Origin of the sequence: Brooklawnia propionicigenes (assembly GCF_030297015.1) — a bacterium.
Classification (GTDB): domain Bacteria; phylum Actinomycetota; class Actinomycetes; order Propionibacteriales; family Propionibacteriaceae; genus Brooklawnia; species Brooklawnia propionicigenes.
Window position 1 is genome coordinate 1,988,982 of the sequence record NZ_AP028056.1, and the last position, 17,020, is coordinate 2,006,001.

Consider the following 17,020-nt stretch of genomic DNA (forward strand, 5'->3'; position numbering starts at 1 on the left):
GGTGCGCCCCGTTGTGCGCTGGCACGAGGACGATGCCCTGCCGCCGTACCTCGTCCACCGGGTGATGCAGATCTGTCACCGGTGGAAGGACTGCCACCCTTCCACCGCGGCGGCTGCGGTCGATGGCCGAACCCGGTGGAATGCGCCGGTGATCGTGATCGACGGACGCTCGGGCTCCGGCAAGACCTCCCTGGCACATCAGCTGGCCGCCGCGCTGCAAGCACAGGATCCATCGGATGTGCAGGTGCTGCACCTCGACTCCTGGTACCCGGGTTGGGACGGACTCGAGGAGGGGACGCGGATCACCGAGCAGCTGCTGACCGGCGCGCGAGGGTCATGGACTCAGTGGGATTGGGTGCGCAACCGACCGGGCCGCACGGTGAGCTTGATACCTGGCCGGGCGCTGGTGGTGGAGGGTGCCGGCGCGCTCACCGGGTCTACGGCGGCTGTCTCCGACCTCAGGATCTGGGTGGACGCCGACCCCCGGCAGCGCTACCGGCGTGCCATGGACCGCGATGGGGACTCTTACCGGCCCTGGTGGCAGATGTGGTCCCGGCAGGAGGAACGCCATCTCGCCCGTCACCGTCCGGACCTGTTGGCAGATCTGGTGGTGTGGACCTGAGTGGCGTTCCGCCAGGCCAGGACGTGGTGCTTACTTGAATGCGTCCAGCTTGCCGAAGTGCTCGGCGAGCAGGTAGTAGACGACGAGACGGTTCTTGCGGCTGACGCCCTTCAGCTTCGCGCCGACGGCAGCGATGCCCTCATCCAGGGACTCGTCGTCGGGCAGGCCCAGCTTCTTGACGAGGAAGTTCGCCTTCACTCGTTCCAGCTCCCCGGGATCGCCGAATGCGACAACGGCAGAATCCGGCTGACTCAGCACGAGACGGTAGGTGTTAGCCATCGCCTTGACTGCGTCCTCGTCCACAGTCTTGGTGTATTTCTTGAGATCTTCGACGTAGTCCATCGGGACTCCTTCTCTCGAGGGCGGGATGCCGCGACGTCCATGCCGGGCCAGTGATCCGCCATGTCAATCATGGAACAAGAGGGTGCCGTGCGGTGCCTGTCAGACCGGTCGCTCGTCGCACTTGCGATCGAACCGGTTCACGCGCTGCTTGCACCGCGCGCCTGTGACCTCGCGGGGCGAAGTCGTTGGACGACCCCGCACCGAGCCGAGGCGATTCGGATCAGGCCGTGGTGGCCGTCGGGAGTTCGCCGTGGTGTGCCAGGACCTGGCAGGCGAACCAGAGATCATGGCGCACCGAATGATCCACCGACCCCAGGCCGAGCAACTCGCAGATCCGCCGCATGCGACGGCTCACCGTGTGGCGATGAACGCCGAGTGCGGCCGCCGCGACATCGAGGGATCCGTCTGCATCCAGCCAGGCGGCAAGCGTAGTCAGCAGCTCTTCGTTGCCCGGATCGACAATCGGGCCGAGCTTCGTGCGGGCGAAGGCCTCTGCCTCCTGACGCGGCAGCAGGTCTACCAGATTCACCCCGGCGTCGTGGCGCAACAGGTCACCCAGAGCCAGCCTCCTGGCCTCGCCCAGTTCTCGCCAACTGCACGGCGGCGCCCATCCCATCCGTAGCCCGTCTTCGTCGATCTGTGCTGCAAGCCTGGCCTGCATGGGCGGTCGGGTGACGATCCACAAGCGACCGTCGAGTTGCCCCCAGGCCGCCGGAATGTCGGCAAGACGCAGGGCATCGAGTTGGGCTTCGGTGCCCTCCACGCAACCCAGTTGAACGGGGTCGTGGGGCGTCTTCGGCCACACACTCTTTCCGGCGCGTTGAACCAGATCGGCATTGCCGGCGAGGGCTTCGGCGATCAGACTGGAGCGCATCTCGCTGAGCGCCGTCTCCAGGCGTCCCGTCAAGGACAGGAAGATGCCCAGCAGGTTCGAGGCGAGCAGGCAGGTGGAGATGGCCAAGGGATCAAGATCCCCTGGTGTGCCCGCCACCAAGAAGCCCCGCATCTGGTCCTCGCTGCCGGTGATCGTGTGCACACACAGATGCGCGCGTTCGTCATCGGCGAAGCTCACCGTCTTGCCGCTGGCCATGTGCTGACGCACGGCTTGGGCTGCTCGACTCAGCTGGTCGGTGTGGGTGTGCACCACCATGCGCCCGTTGTGATCGACCAGAACGGCCCATCCACCGATGGTCTGCGCTGTGCTGCTCACCACGGACTGCGCAACATTCGGACGTCCCGCCGCCGCGATGAGCCGACGCTGGGCGGTATTGGTGCGACGCAGATAGGCATGCTCGGCGTCCGAACGGGACTTCGAGACCGCCTTGATGACAGCTGAGAACGGCAGTTCCCAGGGGATCTCGAAGACCGGCAGGCCGTAGCGATGTGCCGACCGCAGGAGTTCATCAGGAACCTGGTCGTGCCGATCGCCGACACCAAAACCGAGGGCGACGACAGAACTGTCACACAATCTCTGAACATACTGCCGGTAGACCTCCGCAAGTTCTTCCGCGCTGGTCTCATCGGGACGCGGCAGCCTGGAGCCCGTGGTCATGAGCACTTCACCGGGCTCGGTAAACAGGGTCGAATCGATGAGCTCACTCTGGTGAACCCAGTGAATCTGAGCGTCCAAGGCGTTGTCGGATCCCTCGAAGCGCAGCAGCAATCCCAGCGAACGGATACCGAGGAGTTCTCGCACGGTGACAGCCATGGGTGAACCTTAGCCACCCGGTACCTGAAGGCCCACAATCTCACAAATCTGATACCGGACGTACCAGCCATCGGCCCGGACTGCGCCCTTACAGTTTGTGTCAACAGAATTTGGGACCGGCGCCGCTCCCTCGACTCGAAGGTTGAACCAGAAGGAGCGCGGCAGATGATCACCTACGCGGACTATGAGACCTACCTGAGCCCCGCGCTGTACAAGACAACCGACCTCATGATCGATCGCGGCGCGGGCAGTTACATCTGGGACACCAGCGGTCGTCGCTACCTCGACTGGGTGCAGGGCATCGCGGTCAACGCTTTGGGACATTGCCATCCCAGAGTGGTCGAGGCCATCAAGGCGCAGGTTGAGAAGCTGCTGACCGCCTCATTCAACATGGTCAACTACGAAAGCACCCTGCTATGGGCGGAGCGGATCGCCGAGCTGGCACCTGGGGAACTGTCCACCACCTTCTTCAGCAACGGTGGCGCCGAGGCCACCGACGGAGCGCTCAAGCTGGCGAAGGCATACACCGGACGGCCTGCAATCATCGCCTTCAAGGGTTCATTCCACGGTCGGACGATCGCCGCGACCTCGGTGACCGCCTCCAACTCCAAGTACCGCAAGGGCTACGACCCGCTGATGTCGGGCATCGATTTCATCCCCTATCCCTCGGCCAGCCAAGCCCCGGCCGGCTTCACCCCCGACGAGATCACCGACTATGCGTTGGGTCAGCTCGACGATCTGTTCTCCTACATCCGCGATCCGGGTTCGGTGGCCGCCATCCTCATGGAGCCGGTCCAGGGCGAAGGCGGCTACGTCGTCCCGCCGACCCGCTTCGTCAAGACGCTCCGCGAGATCTGTGATGAGCAGGGCATCTTGCTCATCTTCGATGAAATCCAGGCTGGCTACGGACGCACCGGCAAATTCTTCGCCAGCGAGAACCTCGATGTGGTGCCCGACATCATGACGATCGGTAAGGCCATGGCTGGGGGGCTGGCAGCCAGCGGTGTTGTGTCCACCCACGAGATCATGCAGGCCTGGGGTCCGGGACGCCACGGCGGCACCTTCGGCGGCAACCCGGTCGTCGCATCAGCCGGGCTCGCCGTGCTCGACGAGTTCAAGGAGGCGAAGGTGCTCGACAACGTCAATGCTGTCGGTGACCATCTGGCCGCCCGCCTCGAAGAGATCAAGGAGCGTTACCCCATCGTCACCGACGCCCGAGGGCTCGGCCTCATGCGCGCCATCGAACTCAACCACGTCGATGGACGACCAGGAGGCGACCTACTCGAACAGGTCCGGCGAGGTTGTCTCGACAACGGGCTGCTCACGCTGTCGTGTGGTGTTCGAGGCAACGGCTTGCGCTTCGCTACGCCCCTCAACACCACGACCGATCTCATCGACGAAGGTCTTGCGATCCTTGAAGGTGTTCTGACCGATGTGAACGAAAAGGAAGTGAACTGATGCCGGCTCGAGTTGTCTACTTCAACATCGATGGTGGTTTGGACTACGAGAACCAGTTGTTGGCCGAGTGGGGTGTTGCCGACAAGATCGAGTTGGTCGGTGTCACCACCCCTGACAACGCCGAAGACACTTTCGTCGAAGCTGTGGCAGATGCAGACGGAGTCCTCGTGGAGTACTTCGAGGTCACCCGCGCCGTAATGGAACGGCTGCCGAAGTTGAAGGTCATCAGCCTGCAGGCGATCGGCGTGTCCAACGTTGACCTCGATGCGGCAACCGACCTCGGCATCGGGGTGACCAACACTCCAGGCTTCTGCTCCGAAGACGTCGCCCTGCACACCGTCGGGATGATCATCGATCTTGTTCGCAAGATCAGTTTCCTCGATCGCAGCGTGCGCGCCGGGCACTGGAACCCTATGCTCGGCGGGCTCCCGACTCGGGTGTCCGGCAAGACCATCGGACTCGTCTTCTTCGGCAGCATCCCCAAGCTCATGGTGCCGATCCTCCAGGCCATCGGCCTACGGGTCATCGTGTACGCTCCAACCAAGTCCGCTGAGTACCTCGAAGAGTATGGAGTCGAGAAGGTCGACAGTCTCGACGAGTTGCTGGCTACCTCCGACATCGTGTCCTTGCACACTCCACTATTGCCCGAGACCAGGCATCTCATCGGCAAGCGCGAACTGGAGCTCATGAAACCGACGGCATTTCTCATCAACACCGCGCGAGGGTCCGTGGTCGACGAACCGGCTCTCGTCGAAGCATTGACGACAGGTCAGATTGCCGGTGCCGGGGTCGACGTTATCGAGGATGAGGACACCGAGACGTCCGACCTCTTCTCACTGGAGAACGTTCTCATTACCCCGCACGCTGCTTTCATCTCCGAGGAATCTCTTGCCGATGGACGTCGGATCGCGCTGCAGCAACTCGTCCAGCGCCTGGTCTTCAATGAAGCACCGGAGAATCTCGTCAACATGGGTACCGGGACGAGGTGAACTGAAATGCGTGCGGTGGTCTTTCACGGCCCTTATCAGGTCTCGGTCGAAACGGTTCCCGACCCAGGCATTGAAGACCCCGGCGACGCCATTGTGCAGGTCGAGGCCGCAGCCGTATGTGGCTCGGATCTGTGGACCTACCGGGGTCAGGCCGCCGTCGCACCAGGGTCACGGATCGGCCACGAGTTTCTGGGTCGAGTCATCGAGACGGGATCCGAGGTCACAGGGCTAGATATTGGTGATTGGGTGGTCGCACCCTTCCGCTACTCCGATGGAGAATGCTCCTTCTGTCGCGAAGGGCTTAGCTCCTCATGTCTGGACGGTGGCTTCTGGAGCCGCGAGGTCGTCGATGCCGGCCAGGGCGAACTGGTACGAGTGCCGCACGCATCGGCCACGCTAGTCAAACTGAGTTCCGACGGCTCGGCGCCGCCGATCGAGCGCATCCCGGACCTGCTTGCTTTGGCCGATGTCATGCCCACCGGATTGCACGGTGTCCGCAATGCGGGTGTTCAGACTGGCGACACGGTCGTCATTGTCGGAGACGGAGCGGTCGGCCAATGCGCAATCATCGCCGCCCGGATGATCGGTGCCGGTCGAATTATCGTGCTGGGCGGGGCGCATCCCGATCGCGAAGAAATGGCACGGGCCAACGGTGCCGACGCGTTTCTGTCAGTGCGCGGCGATGACGCGGTAGCTGCGGTGCGCGAATTGACCTCCGATGAGTTGGCCAAACGAGTCGTGGAATGTGTCGGTTCGAGCGGATCATTCGATACGGCATTATCCCTGGTCAGGCCTGGCGGCACCGTCGGATATGTCGGCCTCCCACATGGAGTGAACGTGGACCTGGCGAGATTGTTCAGAGGTAATATTTCGATCTCAGGTGGAATGTGTCCGGCCCGCGACTACCTGCCCGAGCTGCTTCCACTGGTAGATTCTGGCGAATTGCGTCCAGGTGTGGTCTTCAGCTATTTCGGCACCCTCGAAAATGCGCCTGAGGCGTATCGTCAAATGGATCGTCGCGAGACAGTGAAGGCGCTTCTGCGCCCAGGCAATCCTGTTACTTCAAGGTAACCTGAACGATACCAGGCTAATCCCTCTCGTAAAACTCGTGAAACACTCCTCGCGTATGCTCTAGAGCATTACGGAGGTATGACGCAACTTACCTCTGACAAACCGGCAGAGGAGGTATCCGTGGGGGGATCCGCGCCAATAATCCTGGCCATTCCATACACCTTAATGGTGACCGTCGGCGCTTTCCTTATCGGTTTCGTCATCGCTATTCCGCTCATGTTCATGCGGGGTTCAAAGTTCGTTCCATTCAGGCTCGTGGCGCAGGGCTTCATCGATATTGCGCGGGGCATCCCTCCCATTGTGTGGCTGTTTTTCATCTACTTCGGCCTTCCGGGAATCGGGGTTCTTCTCGATCCGCTCGAAGCGGCAATCATCGGGCTCGGCATCATCTCTGCCGGATACTTGGCCGAGATCTTCAGAGGCGGTCTGGTGGCAGTCCACAAGGGGCAGTTCGAGGCGTCGCACGCGCTTGGACTTGGGGGTTGGACGATGTTCACGAAGGTCATCGCCCCGCAGGCTCTGCGGGCGATGCTCCCCGGACTGGCTACCTACTTCATCGGTCTGGTGAAGGATTCTTCAATCGCTTCCGTGATCGGTGTGACAGAAATGGTTTTTGCGGCCAGCACCTATGCGCGCAGGTCGCCGGAGGGAATTCTTCTCTTCTTCATCGCAGCCATCGTCTACATGGCATTGTCGATACCGATGGGTCTTGCCGCCCGCGGCATGGAAGCTCGCATGCGTAAGGCGGGCGCACGATGACCAACATGTTTCAGTTCTGGGCGGGCATCTTCCCCAAGCTATTTGGTGGGTTGATCGTCTCGCTTGAGCTCACCGCGCTCAGTCTCCTTATTGGTCTACCTCTCGGGCTCCTCCTGGCACTCGGGGTCAGTTCCCGGTTCAAGCCGCTGAGCTGGCTATCCATCGCCCTAGTGGAGATCGGGCGCGGTGCACCCGCTCTGGTGGTGCTCTACGTCGTCTATTTCGGCTTGCCGGCACTGCATTGGTCACCGACCGCGTTTCTGTGTGCGGTCATCGGACTTACCTACACGACAGCGGCCTATGCCGGCGAGTACCTGCGCGGCGGGCTGAGATCAGTCAATGCCGGCACCATCGAGGCGGGCCAGGCACTCGCCTTGACGAATGCGGACCTCCTCCGTTTCGTCATCATTCCCCAAGGGCTGCGGGTCGCAATTCCTTCGCTCATGGGGCTCGCGATCCAGATTTTCCAGGCCACCTCGCTCACCTACTCGATAACGGTGAGCGAATTGACCGCAAATGCGTACAGCATCAGCAATCAGACCTTCCGGGCCCTCGAGACGTTTGCCCTAGCAGGACTCATGTACGCAGCCATCACCATCCCTGCAAGTTGGGTGACCCGACAGGTTGAGCGACGTATGTCGCTCGGTCAATGACGGTCATCCGCACTACACCACTAGAGGAGTCGAATCATGTCGATGCGCCTTTCGAAGGGCTTGACGGTCGCCGCCGCGGTGACCGGACTGCTGCTTGCCGGCTGTTCCAGCGGTAGCTCCGGCGAGTCCAGTTCCACCGTCGCGGCCGACTGCACACCCGCGAATGTCTTCACCACCATCAAAGATGGCACTCTCACCATTGCGGCACCCGAGTTTCCCCCGTTCTCTTCGCTGGCAGGGGGAACTGCGGCCGGCGTAGATGTGGACATCATTACCGCCATCGCCGAAATGGAATGCCTGACGCCTGAATACGTGCAGGTGGATTACAGCGGCGCGGTTCCGGCCGTCCAGTCCGGTCGCACCGATGTTGCGATTGGTGACTACTACCGCACGACGAGCCGGGCTGAAGTCGTCGGGCTGAGCGAGGCGATGTACGTCGACGGGATGGGCATCATCTCCAAAGACGGCGTGACCGATATCCCCACCATCCTCACCCGCAACGTCGGCACCGTTGACGGCTACCTATGGGTCGCTGATCTTCAGGCTCAACTCGGCGACAAGCTGAAGATCTACAAGTCGAACGTCGAGATGTGGGCCGACCTCGACAGCGGCCGAATCGATGTCGGCATCGATTCGGTTCCCGCCGCTGCATTCAGCGCCAGTCAGAACGGTGGCGATTGGAAGGTCACCACCGCCGATCCCTACGAGCCGATCGGCGCTTCGGTTAAGCCTGCACAGGTCGGCATTCCGTTCACGAAGAGCAATACGGCTCTGGGTGAGGCCCTCAATGCCGATATCGCTGCGTTGCGGGCCGACGGGACCTTGAAGCAGATCTTCATCGACCACGACGTGGATCCGAGCCTCACCGAGGTCGAAGACAGCTACCTGCTCGACAGCTGATTCCAGCGAGCGCTCGGGTGGGCTTATCCACCCGGGCGCTCGGTTCTTGATTCTCAACGCGCGGGAGACGCAGAAAATGAGCGACAACAGTGAACTGACGGTCACGGCCACCGAGCCCGATGACTCCACGAGTGGTCGCGGACGCCCGGAATTCGCGATCGAGCTGGCGGGCCTCCGCAAGAGGTATGGCGACCACGAGGTTCTCAAAGGGGTCTCGTTGCGGGTCAAAGAAGGCTCGGTGTGCTCTGTCATCGGACCCAGCGGAGCGGGGAAGAGCACACTGTTGCGGTGCGTCAACCTCCTCGAGGCGCCCGACGACGGAAACATGCTCGTCGCAGGTCAGTTCCTTGAGGGCGGACACAGTCACTCCCGCAAAGAGCTACTGGCGTTGCGACGGCACGTCGGCATGGTCTTCCAGTCATTCAATCTGTTTCCGCACATGCCCGTTATCGACAACATCGTCCTGGCCCAACAGCGCGTGCTCAAGCGCAGTAAGGACGAGGCGCGCGAGCGTGCACTCGAGCTACTCGACAGTGTTGGGCTGTCCGATAAAGCAGAGCAGTACCCGCCCAAGCTGTCCGGCGGTCAGCAGCAACGCGTCGCGATTGCGCGTGCACTCGCACTGGAGCCCAAGATCATGCTCTTCGACGAGCCCACCAGCGCGCTGGACCCCGAGTTGGCCCAAAGCGTCCTCGCCGTCATGAAGTCTGTCGCCCAATCGGGCATGACGATGATGGTCGTCACCCACGAAATGAGCTTCGCTCGCACCATTGGGGACTACCTGGTGGTCATGGAAGACGGCGCGATCCTCGAAGAGGGTGTGCCCGAAGAGGTCATGAGCAATCCCAGGCAGGAACGCACGCGCCAGTTCTTGTCCGCAGTCACCGACAGGTAGGAGATAGAGATGAAACCCCGCGTGATCTCGGTTGGCGAGTCCGTGGCCGCATACAGTCACGGGAAGGTCGTCGGGAACCTGCTGTTCACCTCAGGCATGACCTCGCACGACCCGGCGACCGGGGCAGTCCGTGGCAGCACTATCGAGGAACAGACCCGATACTGCTTCGAACTGCTTGAGCAGGTGCTCGCCAAGGCCGGCTCGAGTCTGGCAGACCTCGTCCAAGTCCAGGTCTTCCTCAACGACATCGAGAACGACTTCGCTGGATTCGATGCCACCTACAAGCAAATCGTGCCGGCACCCTACCCTCCGCGCGCCACCGTCGGCGCCGATCTGCCGGGCTATCGCATCGAGATGCTGATCACCGCTTTCGTCGGGAGTGAGCACTGATGCGAATCGTCATCATCGGAGCCGGAGTCGTCGGCTTGGCCGCAGCCCATGAGTTGCTCGGAGCAGGTCATGAGGTCACGATCGTCGAGAGCGGTGACTACGGCCAAGGTCCCTCCCACGGAAACGCGGCTCTGGTGACCGGTGTGCTGTCTTTCCCGGTCCCCGCACCCGGTTCGATCGGTATCGCGGCCCGTTCCGTGTTCGGCGGGAACTCGGCGATCAGCATCACCCCGCAGTTCTCGCTCGACTACCTTCGTTTTCTGTTGCGGATGGCATGGGCCACGAAGAAGTCCAACTTCGTCGTGGGGACCGACGCTCAGGACATCCTCACCCGGATGGTGCTCGACGGTTTCGCGGAGTACCAGGAGCAGGGCCTGAACTTCGAGCATCACACCGGTGGTTCGATGCACGTCTTCACGTCCCGCCAGGCCTACGAGCAGGCAGTCGCGGTATTCGACGGATTCCCGGAGCTCAAGAAGCGCATCCGACTGCTCGAGGGTGCCTCAGCCGTCCACGAGGTTGATCCGAACCTCGCTCCCGACGTCGAGTACGCCTACTTCGCACCCGACGATCTGCAGGTCGAACCGGATTCGGTCATGAAGGCGCTGGTGGCCAGCATCGAACAGGCCGGCGGCAAGCTGATTCAGCACTCCCCGGTGATCTCCTTCGAGACCTCCGACGGTGTGGTTCGCGCGGCGGTGACGTCGCAGGGGCCGATCGAGGCGGACCAGTTCATCATCGCTGCAGGCGTCGGCTCGCGCGGGCTCGCCAAGAAGCTGGGGTACTCGCTACCGCTGTTTCCCGGTGGCGGGTATTCGGTCGACGTGCACTTCGAGGACGACTCGCTCAAGCCGGCTGCCTCCGTGCTGACAGATGTCAGCCACATCGCCGTGACCCCGCTCGATTGGGGGCTGAGGGCGTCCAGCGGGATGATCATTGGCCAGCCCGAGCCGAGCGTCGCACCGACTGTGATCGACAAGCTGATCGCGCAGGTGCAGGAGATCTATCCGGACGTGCCCGTGGATGATGTTGATCCTGGCTGGGCCGGTCTGCGACCGATGTCGGCGGACGGCGTCCCGATCATCGGGCTGGTGCCCGGTCAGCGCAACGCCTATCTCGCTACCGGACACGCAATGCTCGGTCTCACCTATGCGCCGTCAACGGCCAAGGTACTGCGCGCCCTCATTGAGGGAGACGCTCCAGAAGACTACCGGGCGTTCGCCCCGGCGCGTTTCGGAGCACACGCGTGATGCCCACCGCGCCATATGGCTATCTCCCTGCCGGCGCCCCGATCGGCCCGGTGCGAATGGCACCCGCGCAGGTCGTTGCCGGATTCCCGGTCGGCGTCATCTATATCGAGGATGTCTGGTACCCGATGGTGCCCGGCAATGTCGTCAATGCCAGTACGTTCGCTTTTCCGGTACGGCTCCAGCCCGTGCGCGGTCTCGACATCTCGAAGCTGTTCGGTAGTGAGCGTGTCGATGTCAGCGATTCCGTGCTCGCTGCCTGCCAGGAATTGGAGCAGGCGGGCGTGCGGGCCATCTGTTCGGCCTGCGGCTTCTTCGGGCGCTACCACGCTCGTGTGAGCCCCCGACTCAGTGTGCCGGCGGCGCTGTCGTCGCTCATCCAGATCCCCTGGATCAGGACGATTCTGCCCGGCCGCAAGATCGCTATTCTCACGGCAGATTCGTCGTCCCTGGATGACGAGATCTGGGCATCGTGCGGAGTTGGCGACACCTCAGACCTGGTGATCGGGGGACTGCAGAACGAACCCGAGTTCTCCTGCATCATCGAAGGGCGCGGCAGCTTCGACAACGACGGCGTCCAGAACGAGGTGGTGAGCCTCGCCAAGAGACTGTGCGAAGACGATCAAGTGGGAGCCGTGCTCCTGGAGTGCAGCGATCTGCCACCCTATGCAGCCGCCATCCAGTCGGCTGTGGGTAGGCCGGTCTTCGACTTCACCACGCTCATCAAGTGGCTGCACAATGCGGTTGCTCAGAAGCCGTACGGGGGATGGGTGTAGGGGCTGTCTGCCGAGCACCAGCTGGCTGGTCCCCGCGGACTCCGGCCGGTCGGCTCGCTTCTGGCGCCGCGTGGTCCTGTGATGTTCGCGAACCGCTCAGCGGTTGAACAACGACGCAAAACGGCCCTTGGTGCGCTGGGGAGCATGACCGTCACACCAGTGTTCGTCGGCGACGGTGCGCCTCACTTGGTCGATGTGTTGGCCGCAGCCGGCCCAGGTGGTCTTTCCGCAGATGTGGCAGCGAACGGCACGACACATGATGATTCCTTCGTTTGGTTGGCGTGATCATTGATGATTCAGGCGAGCATGAGGAACAGCTTTTCGAGCTGCTCCGCGGTGGTGCCGTCGTCGGCGGTCTCGTCCGGATCGGCGAGGCAGTCCTTCATGGCGGTGGAGATGATGACGAAACCTGCCTTGTCGAGTGCGCTACGCACAGCGGCGAGTTGAGTAACGACTTCGCGGCAGGGGGCGCCGGTCTCGACGGCAGTGATGACAGCGGTGAGTTGGCCGGACGCTCGGCGCAGCCGGTTGACGACGTTCTTCCTGGCTTCGGGACTGTGGCTGGTCATTGGAGTCTCCCGGATGTGTGGATGGAATCGGTGTCATGCAGGACGTCGGTGCCGTCGAGGAAGGCCCGCAGGGTAAGGATGCCGCCGGACAGCGTGGCCGAATCCAAGCCGTTCTCGGTGAGCACCCGGTGGGCCAGATAGGAACGCATCCCGGAGGCGCACATCACTCGGACAGGACGCCCGGCCGCGACCTCGCGCACCTCGTCGATACGCCGGCGGAGTTCGGTGTGCGCGATGTTGAGCGCCCCCGGCAGATGACCGCTGGCGAATTCGGCGGGGCTACGGGTATCGAGGACGAGCGACGACGCCATTACGTCGTCCACCTGCCACGGATACCACAGTCTCCTCGCGGGTTCACACCCTGCGCACGGTCGGCGACGCGACCCGGCTCGACGAGATCGTCAGTCAGGGGGCCACTCGTGCCGTTGTGCTGGGGGCCGGATTCATCGGTTTAGAAGCCGCCGAAGCGCTGGCCCACCGGGGCCTGCAGGTGACGGTCGTCGAGCTCGCCGAGCACGTTCTCCCGCCCCTCGAGCCCGAACTCGCCTCCCTGGTTGCCGACGAGTTGCGCCGGCTCGGCATCACCGTGCGCACCCAGGTCGCTGCCACGGCCATCGAGGAGGGTCCCGAACATGACACCGTGGTGCTGGCCGACGATGGCCGGATCGACGCGGACCTCATCGTGCTCTCGGTAGGCGTTCGCCCCGACACCGCGGTATTCGAAGCCGCTGGGGTGGCCTGCGAGAAGAGCGCGATCATCACGGATGAGCATGGGCGGACCAATGTGCCCGGCATCTGGGCGGTCGGGGACGCCACCGTGAGTACCGACGCCATCACCGGCCTGCGGCGTCCGATCACCCTCGCAGGGCCCGCCAACCGCGCCGGACGTCTGGTCGCAGACGATATCCTCCGCCCGGCCATCGCGCGTCCGATCCCGCAGCCATGCGGCACCGCGATCGTCCGCGCCGGTGGGCTGACCGCCGCGCTCACCGGCGCCAACCGAGCGACCTTGCTTGCCCAGGGCATCGCCCATCACACCGTGCATCTGCATCCCACCCAGCACGCCAGCTACTTCCCCGGCGCCTGTCCGGTCCATCTCGTCGTGCACTTCCGTGAGGACGACGGGTTGCTGCTCGGTGCGCAAGCTGTAGGTACCGACGGAGTCGACAAACGGATCGATGTACTCGCCACCGCACTGCGCAACCGGATGACCGTGGCAGACCTGATCGACTTGGATCTGGCCTATTCCCCGCCCTACGGCAACGCCAAGGATCCGGTCACGATGGCCGGCCTGATCGGCAACAACGTGCTGACCGGCACCGTCCGAATTCCAGCCCGGGAATCGGTGGCCGCACAGGCTGCGCACCCGGGGACAGCACCAGGGCGTCATAGCCGATCGAGCACACTCCGTCGTCCGTGCATACCGTCGGGGTGAGGGGCGCGGGCTGGCGCTGGGTCGTCCTGTGAGTGAGCATGAAGCGAGTATACCCCCTGGGGTATATGAGTCAAGCTGTCCGATGACCCCAGGGATGTGCTGTCGGTGCGTCACCCCAAGCGATGACGCACCCCGCCCGACTGACTACGTGCGTCCTCTCGTTGCGTCGGCGGTGTTGATCGCGGCCGCGGCCCGGTCCCTCGGACCCTGCGGGGCATCGGTCTTGGACGCGAAACGCCGCGCCGTGCCGAGGAACCTCTGGTGGAAGCGGGTCTCTCCGGTCACCTCGGGATGAAAGGCAAGACCGATCAGCGCGCCCTGCTCGACCGCGACGATTCGTCCATCGGGCAAGGTGGCGAGCACGTGGGCGCCCGGTCCGACCCGTTCGATCAACGGAGCCCGGATGAATGCCGCGTGCACCGGCGGCTTGCCGAACGCGGGTACCGCGAGCTCGGTCTCGAACGAATCGACCTGGCTGCCGAACGCATTGCGCTGCACAGTGATATCCAGGCCACCGAAGCTCTCTTGGCCGGCAATGGCGCCGCCGACGCGGTCGGCGAGCAGAATCAGGCCGGCACAGGTGCCCAGCACCGGCAGGCCGGCCGCGATCGCGTCCCGGATCGGCTGCCGCAGCCCGTAGGCGCGCGCGAGTTTGTCGATGACGCTCGATTCGCCACCTGGCAACACCAGGCCGCGGATGCCTTCGAGGTCTTGGGGACGCCGCACGTTCACCACGCTCGCGCCCAGGCTGCTCAGGACACGCACATGCTCGCGGACATCCCCCTGAAGCGCCAGGACACCGACTCGCAGGCCGCTCACCAGCCGCGCTCGGCCAGCCGGTGCGGCGCGGGAACATCGGCGACGTTGATGCCGACCATCGCCTCACCCAAACCGCGCGACACCTCCGCGATCACCGACGGATCACTGTAGAAGGTGGTGGCCTTCACGATCGCCGCTGCCCGCTTGGCCGGCTCGCCCGACTTGAAGATCCCCGAGCCGACGAACACGCCGTCGGCGCCGAGCTGCATCATCATCGCCGCGTCGGCCGGTGTCGCGACGCCACCGGCGGTGAACAGCACGACGGGAAGGCGTCCGGTGCTGGCGACTTCGGCCACCAGGTCGTAGGGGGCCTGCAGATCCTTGGCTGCCACGTACAGCTCGTCAGCCGACTTCGCGGTCAGCGCGTTGATCTCGGAGGTGATGGTGCGGATGTGCTTGGTTGCCTCCGAGACGTCGCCGGTGCCGGCTTCGCCCTTGGATCGGATCATCGCAGCGCCCTCGTTGATGCGGCGCAGCGCCTCGCCCAGGTTGGTGGCGCCGCACACGAACGGCACGGTGAACGGCCATTTGTCGATGTGGTTGACGTAATCGGCCGGAGACAGCACCTCGGATTCGTCGATGTAGTCGACGTTGAGCGCCTGCAGCACCTGCGCCTCGACGAAGTGGCCGATGCGGGCCTTGGCCATGACCGGGATCGACACCTCGGCGATGATCGCCTCGATCAGATCCGGGTCGCTCATCCGGGCGACGCCGCCCTGCGCGCGGATGTCGGCCGGCACGCGCTCGAGTGCCATGACCGCGACGGCGCCGGCGTCCTCGGCGATCCGGGCCTGCTCGGGGGTGACGACGTCCATGATGACGCCGCCTTTCAGCATGTCTGCCAGGCCGCGCTTGACCCGATCGGTGCCGGTGGTGGTGCTCATCATGGTCTCCTGGTTCTGGGTTCTGGGCTGTGCAGCGAGCGCAATCTTTTGACCTAGGCCAAAAGTTAGCACGCGGGCCTTAGAATCGCCATCGTGGCAGAGCAAGCTGAGACGGCGATCACTGGTGGCACCGCCGCCGAGATCGCCGACAGCGTGCGCGACCTCATCGAGAGCGGCATCCTGGTGCCCGGCGATCCACTGCCGCCGGTGCGGGTGCTCGCCCGCCGCCTGGAGGTCAACCGCAATACGGTCGTGGCCGCTTACGGACTGCTGGCCCGCTCCGGTGCGGTGATCGGGCAGGGACGCGCCGGCACCCGCGTGGCCGAGCACACTCCCATGGCGCAGGAAGGCTACGTCGCCACCGGAACCCTGCGCGACGTCGCCTCCGGAACCCTGCGCGATGTCGGCACCGGTAACCCCGCGGCCGAACTGATCCCCGACCTCAGCACCGCTCTGCATGCCGCGGTGGGGCGTCCGGTGCTGTACGGAGAGCCCGTGATCGACCGCGGACTGGAGGCCTGGGCTCGCGACTGGATCGCTCCCGACGTACCGTCCGACTTTCAACTCACGGTCACCAGCGGCGCTGTGGACGCGGTCGAGCGGCTGCTCGCCCAGGCGTTGACTCGCGATGACGCTGTGGCGCTCGAAGATCCCTGCTTCTTGGCCAGCATCCAGGTCACCCGCTTCGGCGGCTACCGGGCGGTGGCCGTGCCGGTCGATGACGAGGGCATGACGGTGGACGGGCTGCGGGCGGCGCTCGCGCAGGGCGTCCGCGCGGTGATCGGCACGCCGCGCGCCCAGAACCCGACCGGGGTCTCGCTGAGCGCCCGGCGGGCCGAGGCGCTGCGCGCGGTGCTGGCCGAGTACCCCTACGTGCTGGTGATCGAGGACGATTACTACTCGCTGTTGTCCCAGCGTCAATTCCACTCGATGGTTGGCCCGGACCATCGGCGCTGGGCGCTGGTGCGGTCGGTGTCGAAGTTCATCGGTCCCGACATCTGCCTGGCGCTGGTGGCCTCCGACGCGGAGACCGCGTCCCGGCTCGCGATGCGCCTGAGCCCAGGAACGACCTGGGTCAGCCACCTACTTCAGCGCACCGCGCATGCGCTGCTGTCGGACGCCGGCACCCGCGCCGCGATCGCTCGTGCGGGGGCGCACTACGCGGCGCGCAACGAGGCCTTCGCCACCCGGCTCGCCCAGCATGGCATTGAGACCGTGGCCGGTGACGGCATCAACTTGTGGGTCGGGCTCCCGGTGTTCGCGCGCGATGTCGGCGAGCGATTGAAGGAGCGCGGATGGCTGGTGCGTACCGGCGACGAATTCCGGCTGGATCCGGCCGCTGGACCATCGCGTCACCTGCGGCTCACCATCCACGAACTGGACGATTCCGAGGCCGAGGCGCTCGCCGTCGACCTGGCCGAGGCCGTTCGCGCCGGACGCTGACCGGGCCGGAAGCTGGCGGGGACCGCAAGGGGGCCGGGTCGAGCGCTGACCGAGGCCGCA

19 protein-coding genes are annotated in these 17,020 nt (G+C 64.2%); 13 read left to right on the forward strand and 6 right to left on the reverse strand.

All coding sequences use genetic code 11. The features are described 5' to 3' along the window. The first annotated feature begins 1 nt into the window (after position 1). Positions 2-622 carry an AAA family ATPase gene (locus QUE25_RS08980; protein WP_286264183.1) on the forward strand — a complete coding sequence of 207 codons (621 nt, stop codon included), beginning with the start codon at positions 2-4 and terminating at the stop codon, positions 620-622. A gap of 30 nt (positions 623-652) precedes the next feature. On the opposite strand, the gene QUE25_RS08985 is transcribed toward QUE25_RS08980, so the two are convergent. Further along, positions 653-964 carry a DUF2853 family protein gene (locus tag QUE25_RS08985; RefSeq protein WP_286264184.1) on the reverse strand — a complete coding sequence of 104 codons (312 nt, stop codon included), beginning with the start codon at positions 962-964 and terminating at the stop codon, positions 653-655. Between the two features lie 220 nt (positions 965-1,184). Further along, on the reverse strand, positions 1,185-2,672 hold the full coding sequence (locus QUE25_RS08990; RefSeq protein WP_286264186.1) for a PucR family transcriptional regulator: 1,488 nt from the start codon (positions 2,670-2,672) through the stop codon (positions 1,185-1,187). Between the two features lie 165 nt (positions 2,673-2,837). Here QUE25_RS08990 and QUE25_RS08995 point away from each other — a divergent pair, with 165 nt between their 5' ends. The 10 genes from QUE25_RS08995 to QUE25_RS09040 all read left to right on the forward strand — a co-directional run bounded on the left by QUE25_RS08995 (position 2,838) and on the right by QUE25_RS09040 (position 11,810). Then, on the forward strand, positions 2,838-4,130 hold the full coding sequence (locus QUE25_RS08995) for an aspartate aminotransferase family protein (protein ID WP_286264188.1): 1,293 nt from the start codon (positions 2,838-2,840) through the stop codon (positions 4,128-4,130). Continuing rightward, on the forward strand, positions 4,130-5,119 hold the full coding sequence (locus QUE25_RS09000; RefSeq protein WP_286264190.1) for a C-terminal binding protein: 990 nt from the start codon (positions 4,130-4,132) through the stop codon (positions 5,117-5,119). Before QUE25_RS08995 ends, QUE25_RS09000 begins: the two co-directional genes overlap by 1 nt. 6 nt (positions 5,120-5,125) lie before the next feature. Beyond that, positions 5,126-6,190 carry a zinc-binding dehydrogenase gene (locus tag QUE25_RS09005; protein ID WP_286264193.1) on the forward strand — a complete coding sequence of 355 codons (1,065 nt, stop codon included), beginning with the start codon at positions 5,126-5,128 and terminating at the stop codon, positions 6,188-6,190. Positions 6,191-6,268: 78 nt separating this feature from the next. Further along, on the forward strand, positions 6,269-6,949 hold the full coding sequence (locus tag QUE25_RS09010) for an amino acid ABC transporter permease (RefSeq protein WP_286264195.1): 681 nt from the start codon (positions 6,269-6,271) through the stop codon (positions 6,947-6,949). Beyond that, positions 6,946-7,602, forward strand: a complete 657-nt coding sequence (locus QUE25_RS09015; protein ID WP_286264197.1) for an amino acid ABC transporter permease — start codon at positions 6,946-6,948, stop codon at positions 7,600-7,602. Before QUE25_RS09010 ends, QUE25_RS09015 begins: the two co-directional genes overlap by 4 nt. Before the next feature lie 36 nt (positions 7,603-7,638). Beyond that, entirely contained in the window at positions 7,639-8,502 is an 864-nt protein-coding gene (locus QUE25_RS09020) for a substrate-binding periplasmic protein (RefSeq protein ID WP_286264199.1), read from the forward strand. Positions 8,503-8,578: 76 nt separating this feature from the next. Continuing rightward, the gene (locus QUE25_RS09025) at positions 8,579-9,397 is read left to right on the forward strand and encodes an amino acid ABC transporter ATP-binding protein (RefSeq protein WP_286264201.1); all 819 of its coding nucleotides are present in this window, start codon (positions 8,579-8,581) and stop codon (positions 9,395-9,397) included. Between the two features lie 9 nt (positions 9,398-9,406). Beyond that, positions 9,407-9,787 (forward strand): RidA family protein, encoded by a 381-nt coding sequence (locus QUE25_RS09030; RefSeq protein WP_286264204.1) that lies wholly within the window; start codon positions 9,407-9,409, stop codon positions 9,785-9,787. Then, positions 9,787-11,037 (forward strand): NAD(P)/FAD-dependent oxidoreductase, encoded by a 1,251-nt coding sequence (locus tag QUE25_RS09035; protein WP_286264206.1) that lies wholly within the window; start codon positions 9,787-9,789, stop codon positions 11,035-11,037. Before QUE25_RS09030 ends, QUE25_RS09035 begins: the two co-directional genes overlap by 1 nt. Beyond that, entirely contained in the window at positions 11,037-11,810 is a 774-nt protein-coding gene (locus tag QUE25_RS09040) for an aspartate/glutamate racemase family protein (protein WP_286264208.1), read from the forward strand. Before QUE25_RS09035 ends, QUE25_RS09040 begins: the two co-directional genes overlap by 1 nt. A gap of 296 nt (positions 11,811-12,106) precedes the next feature. On the opposite strand, the gene QUE25_RS09045 is transcribed toward QUE25_RS09040, so the two are convergent. Both QUE25_RS09045 and QUE25_RS09050 read right to left on the reverse strand, forming a co-directional pair. Next, a complete protein-coding gene (locus QUE25_RS09045; RefSeq protein ID WP_286264210.1) occupies positions 12,107-12,379 on the reverse strand; it encodes a metal-sensitive transcriptional regulator in 273 nt (90 codons plus the stop codon). Next, positions 12,376-12,690: a rhodanese-like domain-containing protein gene (locus tag QUE25_RS09050; protein WP_286264212.1), complete on the reverse strand. Its 315-nt coding sequence runs from the start codon at positions 12,688-12,690 to the stop codon at positions 12,376-12,378. The genes QUE25_RS09045 and QUE25_RS09050 overlap by 4 nt, the downstream gene beginning before the upstream one ends. Positions 12,691-12,740: 50 nt before the next feature. On the opposite strand from QUE25_RS09050, the gene QUE25_RS09055 reads away from it, so the two are divergent. Further along, positions 12,741-13,814 carry an NAD(P)/FAD-dependent oxidoreductase gene (locus tag QUE25_RS09055; protein WP_286268533.1) on the forward strand — a complete coding sequence of 358 codons (1,074 nt, stop codon included), beginning with the start codon at positions 12,741-12,743 and terminating at the stop codon, positions 13,812-13,814. Between the two features lie 144 nt (positions 13,815-13,958). Here the strand turns inward: QUE25_RS09055 and pdxT are convergent, their stop codons facing one another. After that, complete coding sequence (pdxT, locus tag QUE25_RS09060; protein ID WP_286264213.1) at positions 13,959-14,633, reverse strand: pyridoxal 5'-phosphate synthase glutaminase subunit PdxT; 675 nt, start codon at positions 14,631-14,633, stop codon at positions 13,959-13,961. Then, positions 14,630-15,520 (reverse strand): pyridoxal 5'-phosphate synthase lyase subunit PdxS, encoded by an 891-nt coding sequence (pdxS, locus tag QUE25_RS09065; protein ID WP_425332703.1) that lies wholly within the window; start codon positions 15,518-15,520, stop codon positions 14,630-14,632. The genes pdxT and pdxS overlap by 4 nt, the downstream gene beginning before the upstream one ends. Before the next feature lie 90 nt (positions 15,521-15,610). On the opposite strand from pdxS, the gene QUE25_RS09070 reads away from it, so the two are divergent. Continuing rightward, on the forward strand, positions 15,611-16,960 hold the full coding sequence (locus QUE25_RS09070) for an aminotransferase class I/II-fold pyridoxal phosphate-dependent enzyme (protein WP_286264219.1): 1,350 nt from the start codon (positions 15,611-15,613) through the stop codon (positions 16,958-16,960). Positions 16,961-17,020: the final 60 nt, after the last annotated feature.